This window comes from Cryobacterium sp. 10C3 (assembly GCF_034314285.1).
Taxonomy (GTDB): Bacteria; Actinomycetota; Actinomycetes; order Actinomycetales; family Microbacteriaceae; genus Cryobacterium; species Cryobacterium glucosi.
On the sequence record NZ_JAVIWF010000002.1, the window covers coordinates 2,052,327 to 2,067,389 of the forward strand.

Below are 15,063 nucleotides of genomic sequence, written 5' to 3' on the forward strand. Positions count from 1 at the left end.
GGTTCCCGCACTGGAACGAACGGTCATGAGAATCGCAATCACTGGTCGAGTCTAGCGAGCGATGCCCGGGACTGAGTGCCCCGGGCATCGCTACGCATGAAACTGGGTTCTATTTTTGGGGGTTGAGCGGGGGAACTAGCCCTTGGTGATTTCGTTGTACAGCGGCACGCCGTCCCAGCCGAAGACGACATTCTGAGTCTTGTCGGACCAGACACCAACGGCGTTGGAATACCAGAGCGGAACGGTCGGAAGGTCCTTGAGCAGCACTTCCTGGGCCTTCTGGTAGAGGGCGGTGGAATCGTCGACGGTCTTGGCAGCCGAACCCTGCTTGAGGAGGCCGTCGAACTCGGCGCTGCTGTATGCCTCGTAGTTCGAGCTGGCACCGGTCTGGTACAGCGGCGCGAGGAAGTTGAACATGCCCGGGTAGTCGCCCTGCCAGCCGGCGCGGGTGGCACCGGTCAGCGTCTTCGCCTTGCGGTCGGCGAGCGCGGCCTTGAAGGTCGCGTACGGCTTGCCGACTGCATTGATGCCCAGGGTGTTCTTGATGCTGTTGGCCACGGCGTCGACCCAGGCGGCGTGTCCACCGTCGGAGTTGTACGCGATGTCGAACGTGCCGGTGTACGGGGAGATCTTGTCAGCGGCAGCCCAGTCCTTGACGGCTTCTTCCTTGTTGAACTTGAGCACGTCGGAGCCCTTGAGAGCGTCGGTGTAGCCCGGGATGACCGGGGAGGTGAAGTCGGTCGCCGGGGTACGGGTGCCCTGGAAGATCACCTTGGTGATCTCATCACGGTCGATGGCCATCGAGATGGCCGCGCGACGCAGCTTGCCCTCTTCGCCACTCCAGTGCTCGAGGTAGTACGGCATGTTGAATGCCTGGAAGATCGCGGCGGGCTGGTTCACGAAGCGCTCCGGGAAGTCCGTCTGGTAGTTCGCGAACGCGGCGTCGGGGACGGCATCGAGCACGTCGAGGTTTCCACCCTGGGCGTCGGCGTATGCCGAGTCGAGGGAGGAGTAGAAGACGATGCTCAGTCCGCCGTTGGCGGGGGTGCGCAGGCCCTTGTAGTCGGGGTTCGTCTTGAGTTCGATCTTGACGTTGTGCTCCCACGCGCCGGTCTTGGCCAGCATGTACGGGCCGTTGCCGATCGGGTTCTCACCGAATGCTGCCATGTCGGTGAATGCGACGGACGGCAGCGGCATGAAGGCCGTGTAGCCGAGGGTGAGCGGGAAGTCCGCCTGCGGCGTGCTGAGAGCGACCGTGAAGGTCGAGTCGTCGACGACCTTGAGCCCGGTGAGTTCGGTGTCGGCTTCTTCGCTGTAGCCTTCGACGTTGCTGAAGAAGGACGATGCGCCCTGGGCGTTGCTCATTTTCGCGCCGTAGTTCCAGGCGTCGACGAACGACTTGGACGTGACGGCCTCGCCGTTGGTGAACTTCCAGCCCGTGTTGAGCGTGATGGTCCAGTGCTGAGCGTCGTCGGCCGAGATCGACTTGGCGACCTCGTTTTTGGCCTCGCCCTTGGCGTCGTAGGACACCAGTCCGGCGTAGATCGACGTCATGATCTTGCCGCCACCGGTTTCGGTGGTGTTCGTCGTGATCAACGGGTTCTGCGGTTCGGAACCGTTGGTCGAGATGATCGCAGACGTGTCACCCGTCTTCGCGGGTGTCGTCGAGCCGCTGGCGCAGCCGGAGAGCATGAGCGCTCCCGCTGTGGCCAGAGCGATGGGAATGCCCAGTCTCCTGATTTTCAATTTTCCTCCAGTGCGCAGGGAAACGCCGCGCGATTCGGGACCGCGAAGACGCCTCAGATACTTCTGACCCTAAGTATTCATTGAGCCAAAAGCACAATCGCGGATGGAATCGTTACCTCGACGAAACATCTTGCGCAAATTCGTTGCGCAGATAGGGAGTCTTTCGCCGAAATTGGCGTGGTCGCGCGAAGAACGCGCGCAGCCGCGCCGCGCTTTCATCGATGCGAGGATAGGGGTATGGATGCTGCTACACGTGCGCGCGCGACACTGCTGGTCTTCGACGGCGACTGTGCCTTCTGCACGACCGCCGTCGGGTGGATGCGCCGCCTGTTGCCCGTGATGCCGGACGCCGCGCCGTACCAGTGGACCGATCTCCCGGCGTACGGGCTCACCGAAGCGGATGCCCGCTCCCGGGTCTGGCTCGTCGACCCCGCTGGAGTGCGGTTCGGCGGTGCCGCCGCAGTGTCCGCCCTGCTTCGCCACCAGCCCACTCCCGGCTTGCGTTTCCTCGGCTGGCTCGGCACCGTGCCGCCGTGGTCCTGGGCCGCTGAGGCCGGCTACCGGGTGGTCGCCCGCAACCGGCACCGCCTGCCAGGCGGAACGCCGGCCTGCCGGATGAAACCCGCCGAGTGACAGCCGGCGGTACCAACCGGGCGCGACTGGCCTGGGAAGTCGTCATCGTCCTCGGGCTGTCGCTCGGGGCGTCCGCCGTCTATTCGATCGTGTCGATCGTCGCTCGCCTGACCGACACGACCCCGCTCGGCAACCAGTCGACAACCATCAACGGCTCGCAGTCGACACGGGAATGGCTCGACTTCACGTACCAGTTCCTCGGCATCTTCTTCGAGCTCTTCGCGGTCGCCCTCGTGCTCTACCTGCTCTGGCGGCCCGGGTCGAGCAGTTTCCGCCGCCTCGGCTTCGACCTGACCCAGCCGCGACGGGACCTGCTCGGCGGCGTCCTGCTCGTGCTTGCGATCGGCATCCCCGGCCTGGGCCTGTACCTCGCCGGGCGGGCGCTCGGCATCACGGTCGCGGTCGTCGCCTCCCCCATCAACACGTTCTGGTGGACGATCCCGATCCTGCTGTTCTCCGCGGTGCGCGCCGCGCTCAGCGAGGAGCTCATCGTGGTCGGGTACCTCTTCATCCGGCTCAGGGAGCTCGGCTGGTCGACCTGGACGATCATCACGGCATCGGCGCTGCTCCGCGGCAGCTATCACCTCTACCAGGGCATCGGACCGTTCGTCGGCAACGCCGCCATGGGCGTCGTCTTCGGCTGGTGCTACACCCGCTGGGGTCGCACGGCGCCGCTCGTCGTGGCGCACACGATCCTCGACGTGGTCTCTTTCGTCGGCTACCCGCTCGCTGTCGCCTGGTGGCCGGCCCTCCTGGCTCCCGCCACCTAAGCCCCCTCCTCCCCCTCGCCGGTACGGGCGAGGGGGTGGGGCGAGCGGATGCTGCTAGTCGGCGAAGGCCTCGGGCGGCGGGCAGGCGCAGACCAGGTTTCGGTCTCCGAAGGCGTTGTCGATGCGGCGCACCGGCGGCCAGTACTTGCCGCGGATGAGGCTGCGCAGCGGGTAGACGGCGGTCTCGCGGTCGTAGGCGTGCTCCCACTCCCCCTCGATCACGGACTGCGCCGTGTGCGGGGCGTTGTGCAGCGGGTTGTCGTCGGCCGGCCAGACTCCGGCGGCGACGGCATCCGCTTCGGCCTTGATTGCGATCATGGCCTCGATGAAGCGGTCGATCTCGCCGAGGTCCTCGCTCTCTGTCGGTTCGACCATGAGCGTTCCCGAGACCGGGAAGCTCATCGTCGGCGCGTGGAAGCCGTAGTCGACGAGGCGCTTGGCGACGTCGTCGACGGTCACTCCCGTCGCGGCGGTCAGCGGGCGCAGGTCGAGGATGCACTCGTGGGCGACGAGCCCGTTCTCCCCGGAGTAGAGCAGCGGGTATGCGCCCTCGAGGCCCTTGGCAACGTAGTTCGCCGCGAGCACGGCGGCGCCGGTGGCCTGCTTGAGGCCGGCCGCGCCCATCATGCGCACGTAGGCCCAGGAGATCGGCAGGATGCCCGGGCTCCCGTACGGTGCGGCCGAGACCGGGCCGCCGCCGTGCACGACGGTTCCGGCGCTGCCGTCGGCGCCCCGGAGGTAATGCTCCTCGTCCTGGGCGAGCGGGTGTCCGGGCAGGAACGGCGCGAGGTGCGCCTTCGCCGCGACCGGGCCGACACCGGGTCCGCCGCCGCCGTGCGGGATGCAGAAGGTCTTGTGCAGGTTGAGGTGCGACACGTCGCCGCCGAAGTCGCCGTACCGGGCGAAGCCGAGCAGCGCGTTGAGGTTGGCGCCGTCGACGTAGACCTGCCCGCCGGCCGCGTGCACGGCCTGGCAGATGGTGCCGACCTCGTGCTCGTAGACGCCGTGCGTCGAGGGGTAGGTGATCATGAGCGCGGCGAGGCTGTCGGCGTGCTCGGCGATCTTCGCGCGCAGGTCGTCGAGGTCGACGTTCCCGAGGTCGTCGCACGCGACGACGACGACCTTCATGCCGGCGAGCACGGCGGATGCCGCGTTCGTGCCGTGCGCGCTCGACGGGATCAGGCAGATGGTCGCGTTCAGCGTTGCCGTTGGCGAGGTGATAGCCGCGGATGGCGAGCAGCCCGGACAGTTCGCCCTGGCTCCCCGCGTTCGGCTGGAGCGACACGGAATCGTACCCCGTGACATCCGTCAGCCACGTCTCGAGCTGCCGGATGAGTTCGAGGTAGCCGTCGACGTCGTCGCGTGGGGCGAAGGGGTGGATTCCGCTGAATTCGGGCCAGCTGACGGCCTCCATCTCGGTCGCCGCATTGAGCTTCATGGTGCATGAGCCCAGCGGGATCATGCCGCGGTCGAGCGCGTAGTCGTAGTCGGCGAGGCGCTTGAGGTAGCGCATCATGCTCGTCTCGGAGCGGTGCGTGTTGAAGACAGGGTGCTCGAGGTACGTCGTGGTGCGGGCGAGCTCCTCGGGGAGCCCGGTGACGGATGCCTCGAGGTCGACGTGTCCGAAGGCATCGGTTCCGCCGAACGCGCCGAGCACCGCGGCGAGGTCGCTCCGGGTGGTGGTCTCGTCGACACTGATGCCGATCGTGTCGCAGTCGACCTGGTAGAGGTTGACGCCGGCGCCCGAGGCGCGGGCGACGATCTCGGCGGCACGGGACGGCATCGAGACCCGCACGGTGTCGAAGAAGGTGTCGTTCAGCACCGTCACGTCGGCGGCGCGGAGTGCGGCGACGAGCCGGCCGGCGTTCTCGTGCACCCCGCGGGCGATCTGGCGGAGCCCGTCCGGGCCGTGGTAGACCGCGTACATGCCCGCCATGACGGCGAGGAGCACCTGGGCGGTGCAGATGTTCGAGGTTGCCTTGTCCCGGCGGATGTGCTGCTCGCGCACCTGGAGCGACAGGCGGTAGGCCGGGTGGCCGGCCGCGTCGACGCTCACGCCGACGAGGCGCCCGGGCATCTGGCGTTCGAGGCCCTTGCGCACGGCGAGGTAGCCGGCGTGCGGACCGCCGAAGCCCATCGGCACGCCGAAGCGCTGGCTCGTGCCGACGGCCACGTCAGCACCGAGTTCGCCGGGCGACATGATCAGGGTGAGCGCGAGCAGGTCGGCGACGACGACGGCGAGAGCGCCCTGGGCGTGTGCTGCCTCGATCACGGCGGCAGGATTCCAGACCGTCCCGGTCGCGCCGGGGTACTGCACGAACACGCCGAAGTAGTCGCCGAGCCCGGCGGAGGCATCGGCGTCACCGGCGGCGGCGGGCTCCGCGTCGGCGCCGGGCGTGCCGAAGTCGGTCTCCACGAGCTCGATCCCGAGCGCGGCGGCCCGGTTCGCGAGCAGTGCCTTCGTCTGTGGGAGCGCGTCGGCGTCGACGAGGAACCGGTGGGACGGCGACTTCGAGCCGCGCCGGGCGAGGAGCATGCCCTCGACGACGGCTGTCGACTCGTCGAGCATCGACGCGTTCGCGGTGTGCAGACCGGTCAGGTCGGCGATCATCGTCTGGAAGTTGATCAGCGCCTCGAGCCGGCCCTGGGAGATCTCGGGCTGGTAGGGGGTGTACGCCGTGTACCAGCTCGGGTTCTCGAGGACATTGCGCTTGATCACGGCCGGCGTGATCGTGTCGTAGTAGCCGAGCCCGATCATCGAGCGCTGTACGGTGTTGCGGCCGGCGAGGGCGCGCAGCTCCGCGAGCGCCTCGCGCTCGCTCGCTGCGGGCGGAAGCAGGGTGTCCGACTCCGACCGGAACGCGTCGACGTGGATCGAGGCGGGAACGGCGGCGGCCACGAGGGCGTTGACGGAGTCGTAGCCGAGGCGGGCGAGCATCGTGGCCTGCGCCGCGGTATCCGTGCCGATGTGCCGCTCGGTGAACGGGCGCTCGGTGGCCTGGGCTGAGGCCTGGGCGGTCAGGGTGGGACTGAGGTGCTTGGTCATCTGGCGCTGCCTGCTTCCTGGGAGCTTATTCGCCGGTGAGGGCGGAGTATTCGGCGTGGCTGAGGAGGGGCGGCAGCTCGAGGAAGGTGACCTTGATCAGCCAGCCCTCTCCGAAGGGGTCGCTGTTGACGAGCTCGGGGCTGTCGACGACACCGTCGTTGGTGGCCGTGACCGTGCCACTGACCGGCGCGAAGAGCTCGCCGACCGACTTGGTGGATTCGATCTCGCCGACGATCGAGCCGGCGATGACACCGGTTCCGACGGCGGGCAGCTCGACGAAGACGACGTCCCCGAGCTTCTCTGCCGCGTACGCCGTGATTCCGACGGTTGCGGTGTCGCCCTCGATGAGGACCCACTCGTGTTCTGCGGTGTACTGGAGGGTGGTCTGGTCGGTCATGGGGTGTCCTTTCGGCGGAACAACGGGCAGTGCGTGCTGGTCTGGAGGGGTGCCGGCGAGAATCGCCGACGGGAGTGCGTGGGCGGATGCCCTCGGGGTCAGGGCTTGCGGGAGTAGAACGGGAGCGCGGTCACGGTCGCCGGGATGCGCGTGCCGCGCACGTCGACGAAGACCTCGGTGCCGAGCCGGGCGATCGACGGCGAGACGTACGCCATCATGACCGGATGTCCCAGGGTCGGGGAGAGGGCGCCGCTCGTGATCATCCCCTCCGGTGTGTGCGCGTCAGCGCTGCGGAAGACGTCGTAGGAGGCGCGGCCGGCGCGCTTGCCCGCGGACACGAGTCCGACGAGCACGGCGGACCCCGCCTGCGGCCCCTCTTCGCTCGCGGCGCGGCCGATGAAGTCGGTCTCCTTGGCGAGGTTGACGACCCGGCCGAGTCCGGCCTGGGCCGGGTAGGTCGCCTCGCTCAGTTCGTGGCCGTAGAGCGGCATGCCGGCCTCGAGGCGCAGGGTGTCGCGGCTCGCGAGTCCGGCGGGCACGAGGCCGTGGTCGGCGCCGGCCGCGGTGAGCGCATTCCAGAGGGCGAGGGCCCGATCGATGGGCACGTACAGTTCGAAGCCGTCCTCCCCGGTGTACCCGGTGCGGGCGATCAGCACCGGGACGTCGGTGAAGGTGCCCGTCATGGCCCGGTAGTAGCGGAGGGCGCCGAGGTCGTCGGTGGCCGTGAGACCGGCGGTCGCCTGGAGGATGGCGAGGGAGTTCGGGCCCTGGACGGCGATGAGCGCGGTGTCGTCGCTCTCGTCGGTCACGGTCACGTCGAAACGGGCAGCGCGCTTGGTGAGGGCCTCGAGCGCCGGGAAGTGGTTGCCGGCATTGGCGATCACGAGGAACTCGGTCTCCCCGGTGCGGTAGACGACGATGTCGTCGACGATGCCGCCTGCCGCGTTCAGGATCAGGCTGTACTTCGCCTGGAAGAGGGCGATCGCGGAGAGCTTTCCGGCGAGGGCGTAGTCGAGGTACGCCGCGGCATCCGCCCCGCTCACGCGGATCTCGGCCATGTGGGAGAGGTCGAACAGGCCGGCGGCGGTACGCACCGCGTGGTGCTCGGCGAGATCGCTCGAGTAGCGCACCGGCATCTGCCAGCCGGCGAAGTCGGTGAAGCTGGCTCCGGCGTCGACGTGCGCCTGGTGCAGCGGGGAATACCGTTCGGTCAGATCCGGGGTCATGAGTTCTCCAGGCAGGTCGGCCGCGGCCGAGCGAGATTCTCGGGGTCGTGGCGACCCCGTGGGAACTCCCCTCTGTCGTCAGGCCTGAGAGCTTCGCCGCGTCCTGGTCGGGACGTGACTTTCACCATGGGCGAGCCGCATTGTGCTGCGACTACTTTTCAGAGTGGCCAGTCCGATGCGGTACGAGTACCTGAGAGATTGTCGGGGAGGATTGCTCCTTCGGTGTCCGGCCGCCGAGGCGCCGGACTCTCCCGCATCGGCCGTGTCGGCCCGGTATTCAGTTGGACGGCGCGCCTGGTCGGGCTCAACCGCTTCGCGAGCAGCTTAGCAGCCGGAGTTCCACTGGGACCGGCTCCGGCCTGCCCGATCGCGCAGCACGCCGACGCCGGATCCTGCCTCGCCGGGCACCCCGGTCAGGCGCCGAAGGAGTCGGCGACCGCCTCGGTGACCTCGACCAGCCGGGTGAGCAGGGCCTCCATCGACTCCGACCGCAGCAGCTCGATCTGGTCGAGGGGGCCGACCGGCGCGATCGCCGCGAGCTGCCAGGCCGCGACAGCCGGGTCGCCGGAGAGTTCGACGTCGGGCGCCCAGGGCTGCTCGGTGAATTCGCTCGCGAGCGCAAGCGCCCGGCGCACGACCCGTTCGGCCCGCTCCCGCAGAGGGAACAGCTCGTCGTCCCACTCCAGCTCGGGGAGCTCGCGGACGCTCGCCTGCGGATACGGGTCGTCGTCGAGCCACTCGAGCACCTCGATGCGCCGCTCGCCGTGGGCGACCACGCCGACGAACCCCTCTGGGGCCTCGATCTGCGTGATCCTGGCCACCGTCCCGATCCCGAACCGGTGCTCACCGCCGCCGACTTCCTGGCCGCGCTCGATCAGCACGACGCCGAAGACCGCGGTCTCGGCGTCGAGCACCCGCGCCATCATCACCAGGTAGCGCTGTTCGAACACGCGCAGGTGCAGTGGCATGTGCGGAAACAGCACCGCGCCCAGCGGGAACATCGGCAGAGTGGTCACCCGCCCACCCAACCACGCTCGAGCCCGCGGACCAAGCCCCTCCCCTCCCGGAGCGCGAGGGTCAGGATTCGGTGACGGTGCCTGCGACGACCTTCCAGTGCCGGTCGGTGTGGACCGTGGCAAGCATCCGCCGGTCGTGGGTGACCAGGAGGAGCGTGCCGGTGTACCCCGCGAGCGCCTGCTCGAGCTGCTCGATCGCGGCGAGGTCGAGGTGGTTCGTCGGTTCGTCGAGCACGAGCAGGTTGACGCCGCGGGCCTGGAGCAGGGCGAGGGCCGCGCGGGTGCGCTCCCCGGCGACAACTCGCCCGCCGGCCGGGTGACGTGATCGGCCTTGAGCCCGAACTTGGCGAGCAGGGTGCGTACCTCCGCCGTCGAGAGGTCGGGCACAAGCTCCTCGAAGCCCTCGGCGAGCGGCCGGGAACCCAGCAGCAATGACCTGGCCTGGTCGATCTCGCCGATCCGTACGCTCGCGCCAACGCTCGCGGTGCCGCTGTCCGGAACCGAGCGGCCGAGGAGGGCGCCCAGCAGGGTGGTCTTGCCCGCGCCGTTCGGCCCGGTGATGCCGATCCGTTCGCCCGCGTTGACCTGGAGCGACACCGGCCCGAGGGTGAACCCGCCCCGGCGGAAGACGGCCTCGTTGAGGGTCGCGACGACCGCGCCCGACCGCGGCGCCTCGCCGATCGTGAAGTCGAGCTGCCATTCCTTGCGCGGTTCCTCGACCTCGTCGAGGCGTTTGATCCGGCTCTCCATCTGCCGCACCTTCTGCGCCTGCTTCTCGCTCGATTCAGCGGATGCCTTCCGCCGGATCTTATCGTTGTCCGGCGACTTCTTCATCGCGTTGCGCACGCCCTGGCTCGACCACTCCCGCTGGACGCGGGCCCGGCCGACGAGGTCGGCCTTCTTCTCGGCGAACTCCTCATAGTGTTCGCGCTTGTGCCTCCTGTCGGTTTCGCGCTCCTCGAGGTAGGAGTCGTAGCCGCCGCCGAAGACCCGGTTGGCGCCCTGGGCGAGATCGAGTTCGAGCACCCGGGTGACGCAGCGGGCCAGGAATTCCCGGTCGTGGCTGACGAGCACGACCCCGCCCCTGAGTCCGTGCACGAAGGCCTCGAGCCGTTCGAGTCCGTCGAGGTCGAGGTCGTTCGTGGGCTCGTCGAGCAGCACGACGTCGAAGCGGCTGAGCAGCAGGGCCGCCAAGCCCACCCGGGCGGCCTGACCGCCGGAGAGCGAGGTCATCGCCGCGTCGGCGGCGAGGCTGAGCCCGAGGTCGGCGAGCTGGGCGGGCATCCGCTCGTCGAGGTCGGCGGCGCCGCTCGCGAGCCAGCGATCGAGGGCAGCGGAGTAGACGTCGCCGGGATCGCGTCCGTCGGGGCCACCGCCGGCGCCGCCATCGCCGACGGTCGCCTCACCCGCGAGCAGGGCGGCGGCGGCATCGAGCTCGCGGCTCGCGTCGGCGCAGCCCGTGCGGCGGCCGATGTAGTCCGCGATCGATTCGCCCGGCCTGCGGTCCGGCTCCTGCGGCAACCAGCCGACGAAGGCATCCGCCGGGGAGAGTCCGACGCTGCCGGCCTGCGGGGCGAGCCGGCCGGCGATGCAGCCGCAGCAGCGTCGACTTGCCGGAGCCGTTGACCCCGACCACCCCGACGACGTCGCCGGGCGCGACGGTGAGGTCGAGTGAATCGAAAAGGGTACGGTGCGCGTACCCGCCGGCGAGGCCCTTGGCCACGAGCGTTGCGGTCATTACTCCATGGTCTCATTGCACCTGTTCTCCCGGCACCGCGTAGCCTGTTACTGTCCCGTGACCGGCACGGCGGCAGTTCGAAGGGCTTTCTTGTGGACACCACCCTGCTCCGGCGTTTCGTCACGACCGCCGAAGCCACTAACTGGGGTGCCGCGGCGAAGACCCTCAACATGACCCGCGCCACCCTCCTGATCTCCATCAGGAAGCTCGAGGAGGAGGTCGGCGGCGAACTGTTCGTCACCGTCGACGACGTGCCCACCCTGACGAGCGCCGGACTCGAGCTGCTCGAGGTCGCGCGTCCCGTGGTGCGGAAGCCCGCTGCAGCAGCAGCCCCGCAGAAGCCGGCGAAGGCCGGCGGCAAGGCGAAAGCCTCCAAGGGCCAGGGCCGGGCACCCGCGGTCAAGGGCGCGCCGAAGCCCAAGGGGCGCCGCCAGTCCCGCTGAGCGGCGTGACCGGCCCGCCCGATAGGGTGGTCTCGTCCACCCCGAGGAAGGGCACGATCATCAGAGAACCACGGCGAATCGATTCAGAGTCCGTCCAGCGGATGGCTTCCGCATGAACTGGGTGATCGCCGGGCTTCCCCTGCACCCACTTCTCGTGCACGCGAGCGTGATCCTGATCCCTCTTGCCGCCCTGTGCGCGATCCTGACTCTGGTCTGGCCGGCCGCCCGGCGGCGGCTCGGCATCGTCACGCCGCTGCTCGCGTTCGCCGCGCTCGGCGCGACCCTGCTGACCGTGCAAGCCGGGGAGGCCCTGGCGCAGATCATCACCCCGACCGCGCTGAGCGGGGCGCACGTCGCCATCGGCGAGACCGTGCGGCCGTGGGTCTTCGGGCTGTTTCTCGTGGCTGCGGCCCAGTGGCTGTGGTTCCGGTATTTCGGGACCGGGCAGAAGTACGGCGCCCGGATCCCCTCCCCGGGAACCCGCACGGCCCTGACAGTCGTACTCGCTGTCGCAGTGGCCCTGACGAGCGTCGGATCCGTCGTTTCGGTCGTCGTCGTGGGCGATTCCGGCGCCAGGGCCGTGTGGTCGCCGGTCGTCGACGGCACGAAGTAGGGACGGCCGACGGGCCTGATTCCCACCCTCCTGCGGTGCCTTGACCACGGCCCGCGATGGGTGTACTACGGACGCCGTGAGGGCCCGGACCGGTTCCGGGCATGCCGTCCAAAGGAGGAATCATGGCACCCTTCACCCTTGACTCTCTGCGTGAACGAGTCCGCGGATCCGTGATCGGACCTGACGACCCGGGGTACGACGACGCGAGAGCCGTCTACAACGGGATGATCAACAAACGTCCGGCCGTCGTCGTCAGGCCCTCGCAGGTCGCCGACGTGATGACGAGCGTCGCGTTCGCCAGGGAACACGAACTCCCCGTCGCCGTTCGCGGCGGCGGGCACAGCGCCCCCGGGTTCGGCACGGTCGACGGCGGCCTCGTCATCGACTTCGTCGCGCAGACCGGTGTTCGGGTCGATCCGGCCGCGGAAACGGCACGTTCCGGGCCCGGGGCGACCTGGGCGGACTTCAACCACGCGACCCACGCCTTCGGCCTCGCAACGACCGGCGGGATCATCGGCTCGACGGGCGTGTCCGGGCTCACCCTCGGCGGCGGAATCGGGTACCTCTCGCGGCAATTCGGATTGTCGTGTGACAACCTGCTCTCCGCCGATGTCGTGACCGCGGACGGACGGTTCCTCGTGGCGAGTGAAACCGAGAACGCGGACCTGTTCTGGGCGCTGCGCGGCGGGGGCGGTAACTTCGGAGTGGTCACCTCGCTCGAGTTCCGGCTGCACCCGGTCTCCACCATCTACGGGGGCCTGGTGATCTACCCCGCGGCGGAGGCAGACACCGTCGGCCGCTTCTACCGGGATTTCATCGCGAACGCCCCGGAGGAGTTCGGCGTGTTCCTCGGGTTCCACCAGGGACCGCCGGTGCCGTTCCTGCCCGAGCAGTGGCACGGTCAACCCGTCTGCGTCATCGTCGGCGCCTGGACCGGACCCCTCGACGAGGGCGAGAAGCGCTGGCAGCCGATCCTCGACGCCGCGCCCGTCGCCGGTTCGTTTGTCGGGCCGCTCCCGTACCCCGTGCTGAACGGTCTGTTCGACCCGATGCTGCCGAAGGGCATGCAGGCGTACTGGAAGGCGGACTTCCTCGCCTCCCTGAGCGATGACGCGCTGCGGGTCGCCGTCGACTTCGGCAGCCGGATCCCGAGCATGGAGTCCGCGAACCACTACTACCCGATCGACGGGGCGGTGCAGCGGGTCGCACCGGGGGCGACGGCATTCCCCTACCGGAACGTGGACTTCGCGCCGGTCATCGCCGGGATGTGGCACGACCCCGCGGACAATGCGGCGAACATCCGCTGGGTTCGGGACTACTGGGAGGCGCTGCACCCCTTTGCCGAGCCCGGCGGCTACATCAATTTCATGGACGCCGACGATCAGGGCAGGATCGCGCAGAACTACGGGCCGAACTACGAGCGGCTCGCGGAGGTGAAGGCCGTCTACGACCCGGACAACGTGTTCCGCGTCAATCAGAACATCAGTCCGCGCGTCAGTGCCCCGTCCGCCGGCACCCAGGCTCCGGGGGTCCAGGAGGGAGGCGTCACGAGCGTCGAGGACTGACCGGTCGTCGCGTGACCTTGCGTGGCCTCGGGTCAGGCCTTCTTGACCACGCTCGACTTCAGCTGCATCGCTCCGACGCCGTCGATCTTGCAGTCGATGTCGTGGTCGCCGACGCCGTCGACCAGGCGGATGCCGCGCACCTTCGTGCCGACCTTCACCACGGTCGAGCTGCCCTTGACCTTGAGGTCCTTGATCACGGTGACGGTGTCGCCGTCCGCGAGGACGGTTCCGAAGGCATCCGTGATCACGCGCTCGGCGGATGCGTCACCCGGGTCGGCCGTCAGGCTCACGTCGGCCGCGGCCCATTCGTGCCCGCACAGCGGGCAGACGAGCAGTGCGCCCATCTCGTAGGCGAGGTCGCTGGAACATTCGGGGCACGGGGGCAGGGTATCGGTCACTTCCCCACCGTAGTCGAGCGGGGTCGAGCATCAGGCGGTTAGCGCCAGCTCCCGATGATCAGGCCCATGATCGTGAGATTGAGCACGTCGCTCGAGACCTCGATCAGCCAGACCCGGAATCCGGCCCCGGCGAAGAGCCGGTGCGAGAGCGACGAGGCAGCGGCGAGCCCGATGCCGAGCAGGAAGCCGGTGAGTGCGCCCTGGAGCGGGCCGAAACCGGGAGTGGCGGGCGCGACGAACGAGATCACGACGGCGACGCTGACGGCTTCGACGAACGCGGCGACGGCCGTCGCACCGAAGACGACGGCCATGTTGCTGGCGGCGCCCGGCACCGCCGCCGGGTCCTTGCCCATCAGTTTCCACCAGAGCGGGAAGAACGTCTTCGGGCCGAACCAGATGCCGCCCGCGATGAAGGCGGCGACGGTGGCGGCCAGAATCGCCAGCCAGTTGAGGTGGGTCAGGTCCACAATCGTTCCTATCGGTCGTCCGGCGCGAAGAACTCGACTGTATCGACAAGCGGATGTCCGCGGCTACCGGTACTGGGCTTCCGTTCGCCGTCGGCGATCGTGGTGACCGGCAGCAGGCGCCGCGTGTCTCGATCCCGGAACCGATCCTTCCCACCGGTCCGGGCTGGATCCCTCACAGTGACAGGAGAGGGAAGACGTGCGAAGCTTCTGGTCAGGGGTGATTTTCGTCGTCCCTGTGATGGGGGATGCACGATGAGACGTCCGGTCCTGTTCCTTGCTGCGGCTTGTGCCGCCGCGCTCCTGCTGAGCGGATGCGCCGGGCCGGCCACGGGGGCACCGCAGCCGATTCGTCCCCGCTCGCAACCCCGTCCCCCTCCCCTGCGCTGGTCTCGCCTGCGCCCACAGCCACGGCGAGCGCCGCCCGCCTCTCGATCGGCGCGCTCACCGTCAGCACCATCGACGCGACCGGCGCGACGATCGCGACAACCCCGTACTCCGACGGCGCCCCGGCCATGGTCGCCTTCCTCTCCGCGGCGATCGGGGTCGCGCCGACCGTGGCCCGCGCCGACCCCGAGACCGGCTGCTCGGGGGCGGCAACCACGTACTCCTGGGCCGCCGGGTTCCTCGTCAACGTTCCAGACACCGAGAGCCCGCCGCTCTACACCTGGACAGTCCAGGCCCGCTCCGCGCAGGTGGGCGCCGCCGGGGTGACCGTGCAGTCCAGCACGGGGCTCGTCGTCGGCACGGATGTCTCCGCGAGCGCCGCGAATCTCCCCGCCGACCAGAAGATCGACGAGTACAACGACGGCACCGGTCCCCTCGTCTTCGAGGTCGCCGGCCGGAACGCGGAGGGCAAGCCGTACGGCGGCGCTGCCCTCGTCGGGGAGGGGGCGTGTTGTCCGCGATCGCGGCCCCCGCCGGCCTCGGCCAGTTCTACTGCTGACACGGACTCAGCCGGCCACCGGCATCCGCCTCCTGTAATGGCCGTAACGGCGTAACGACGAG

General features: G+C 69.1%; 12 protein-coding genes, 2 pseudogenes and 1 riboswitch. Of the genes and pseudogenes, 6 read left to right on the forward strand and 8 right to left on the reverse strand.

Annotation, left to right across the window (positions count from 1 at the left end; genetic code table 11):
- Positions 1-135: 135 nt before the first annotated feature.
- Positions 136-1,692, reverse strand: coding sequence for an ABC transporter substrate-binding protein (locus tag RGU41_RS10625; protein ID WP_322136189.1), 1,557 nt, complete (start codon positions 1,690-1,692; stop codon positions 136-138).
- A 291-nt stretch (positions 1,693-1,983) separates the two neighbouring features.
- On the opposite strand from RGU41_RS10625, the gene RGU41_RS10630 reads away from it, so the two are divergent.
- Together RGU41_RS10630 and RGU41_RS10635 are read left to right on the forward strand one after the other, a co-directional pair.
- Positions 1,984-2,379, forward strand: a complete 396-nt coding sequence (locus tag RGU41_RS10630) for a DUF393 domain-containing protein (protein WP_322136190.1) — start codon at positions 1,984-1,986, stop codon at positions 2,377-2,379.
- A complete protein-coding gene (locus RGU41_RS10635; RefSeq protein WP_322136191.1) occupies positions 2,376-3,149 on the forward strand; it encodes a CPBP family intramembrane glutamic endopeptidase in 774 nt (257 codons plus the stop codon). The genes RGU41_RS10630 and RGU41_RS10635 overlap by 4 nt, the downstream gene beginning before the upstream one ends.
- A 54-nt stretch (positions 3,150-3,203) precedes the next feature.
- Here the strand turns inward: RGU41_RS10635 and gcvP are convergent.
- The 5 genes and pseudogenes from gcvP to RGU41_RS10660 form a co-directional block, all read right to left on the reverse strand.
- Positions 3,204-6,087: pseudogene (gcvP, locus tag RGU41_RS10640) on the reverse strand (aminomethyl-transferring glycine dehydrogenase).
- Between the two features lie 133 nt (positions 6,088-6,220).
- Entirely contained in the window at positions 6,221-6,592 is a 372-nt protein-coding gene (gcvH, locus tag RGU41_RS10645) for a glycine cleavage system protein GcvH (RefSeq protein ID WP_134562225.1), read from the reverse strand.
- Between the two features lie 98 nt (positions 6,593-6,690).
- Positions 6,691-7,818 carry a glycine cleavage system aminomethyltransferase GcvT gene (gene gcvT, locus RGU41_RS10650; RefSeq protein ID WP_134449522.1) on the reverse strand — a complete coding sequence of 376 codons (1,128 nt, stop codon included), beginning with the start codon at positions 7,816-7,818 and terminating at the stop codon, positions 6,691-6,693.
- Positions 7,819-7,986: 168 nt separating this feature from the next.
- A riboswitch (glycine riboswitch) is annotated at positions 7,987-8,082 on the reverse strand.
- Between the two features lie 149 nt (positions 8,083-8,231).
- A complete protein-coding gene (locus RGU41_RS10655) occupies positions 8,232-8,819 on the reverse strand; it encodes an LON peptidase substrate-binding domain-containing protein (protein ID WP_322137339.1) in 588 nt (195 codons plus the stop codon).
- A 76-nt stretch (positions 8,820-8,895) separates the two neighbouring features.
- Positions 8,896-10,572: pseudogene (locus RGU41_RS10660) on the reverse strand (ABC-F family ATP-binding cassette domain-containing protein).
- A gap of 92 nt (positions 10,573-10,664) precedes the next feature.
- Between RGU41_RS10660 and RGU41_RS10665 the strand changes: the two are divergent.
- From RGU41_RS10665 to RGU41_RS10675, 3 genes are all read left to right on the forward strand, one after another.
- On the forward strand, positions 10,665-11,015 hold the full coding sequence (locus tag RGU41_RS10665) for a LysR family transcriptional regulator (RefSeq protein ID WP_134449519.1): 351 nt from the start codon (positions 10,665-10,667) through the stop codon (positions 11,013-11,015).
- A gap of 112 nt (positions 11,016-11,127) precedes the next feature.
- Entirely contained in the window at positions 11,128-11,628 is a 501-nt protein-coding gene (locus RGU41_RS10670) for a DUF2231 domain-containing protein (RefSeq protein WP_322136192.1), read from the forward strand.
- A gap of 122 nt (positions 11,629-11,750) precedes the next feature.
- Complete coding sequence (locus RGU41_RS10675) at positions 11,751-13,193, forward strand: FAD-binding oxidoreductase (protein WP_134559093.1); 1,443 nt, start codon at positions 11,751-11,753, stop codon at positions 13,191-13,193.
- Between the two features lie 32 nt (positions 13,194-13,225).
- Here RGU41_RS10675 and RGU41_RS10680 read toward each other — a convergent pair whose 3' ends face one another.
- Together RGU41_RS10680 and RGU41_RS10685 are read right to left on the reverse strand one after the other, a co-directional pair.
- Positions 13,226-13,591 carry a zinc ribbon domain-containing protein YjdM gene (locus tag RGU41_RS10680; protein WP_134449516.1) on the reverse strand — a complete coding sequence of 122 codons (366 nt, stop codon included), beginning with the start codon at positions 13,589-13,591 and terminating at the stop codon, positions 13,226-13,228.
- Between the two features lie 38 nt (positions 13,592-13,629).
- Positions 13,630-14,058, reverse strand: coding sequence for a DUF1761 domain-containing protein (locus RGU41_RS10685; RefSeq protein ID WP_166787384.1), 429 nt, complete (start codon positions 14,056-14,058; stop codon positions 13,630-13,632).
- Between the two features lie 311 nt (positions 14,059-14,369).
- Between RGU41_RS10685 and RGU41_RS10690 the strand changes: the two genes are divergently transcribed.
- Complete coding sequence (locus RGU41_RS10690; RefSeq protein ID WP_322136193.1) at positions 14,370-15,056, forward strand: hypothetical protein; 687 nt, start codon at positions 14,370-14,372, stop codon at positions 15,054-15,056.
- The last annotated feature ends 7 nt before the right edge of the window (positions 15,057-15,063 follow it).

Coding starts and splice junctions, on each gene's coding strand:
- gcvH (WP_134562225.1), bottom strand. CDS start 6,592: ATGACCGACCAGACCACCCTCCAGTACACCGCAGAACACGAGTGGGTC.
- RGU41_RS10625 (WP_322136189.1), bottom strand. CDS start 1,692: ATGCTCTCCGGCTGCGCCAGCGGCTCGACGACACCCGCGAAGACGGGT.
- gcvT (WP_134449522.1), bottom strand. CDS start 7,818: ATGACCCCGGATCTGACCGAACGGTATTCCCCGCTGCACCAGGCGCAC.
- RGU41_RS10675 (WP_134559093.1), top strand. CDS start 11,751: ATGGCACCCTTCACCCTTGACTCTCTGCGTGAACGAGTCCGCGGATCC.
- RGU41_RS10630 (WP_322136190.1), top strand. CDS start 1,984: ATGGATGCTGCTACACGTGCGCGCGCGACACTGCTGGTCTTCGACGGC.
- RGU41_RS10670 (WP_322136192.1), top strand. CDS start 11,128: ATGAACTGGGTGATCGCCGGGCTTCCCCTGCACCCACTTCTCGTGCAC.
- RGU41_RS10690 (WP_322136193.1), top strand. CDS start 14,370: ATGCGCCGGGCCGGCCACGGGGGCACCGCAGCCGATTCGTCCCCGCTC.
- RGU41_RS10655 (WP_322137339.1), bottom strand. CDS start 8,819: ATGTTCCCGCTGGGCGCGGTGCTGTTTCCGCACATGCCACTGCACCTG.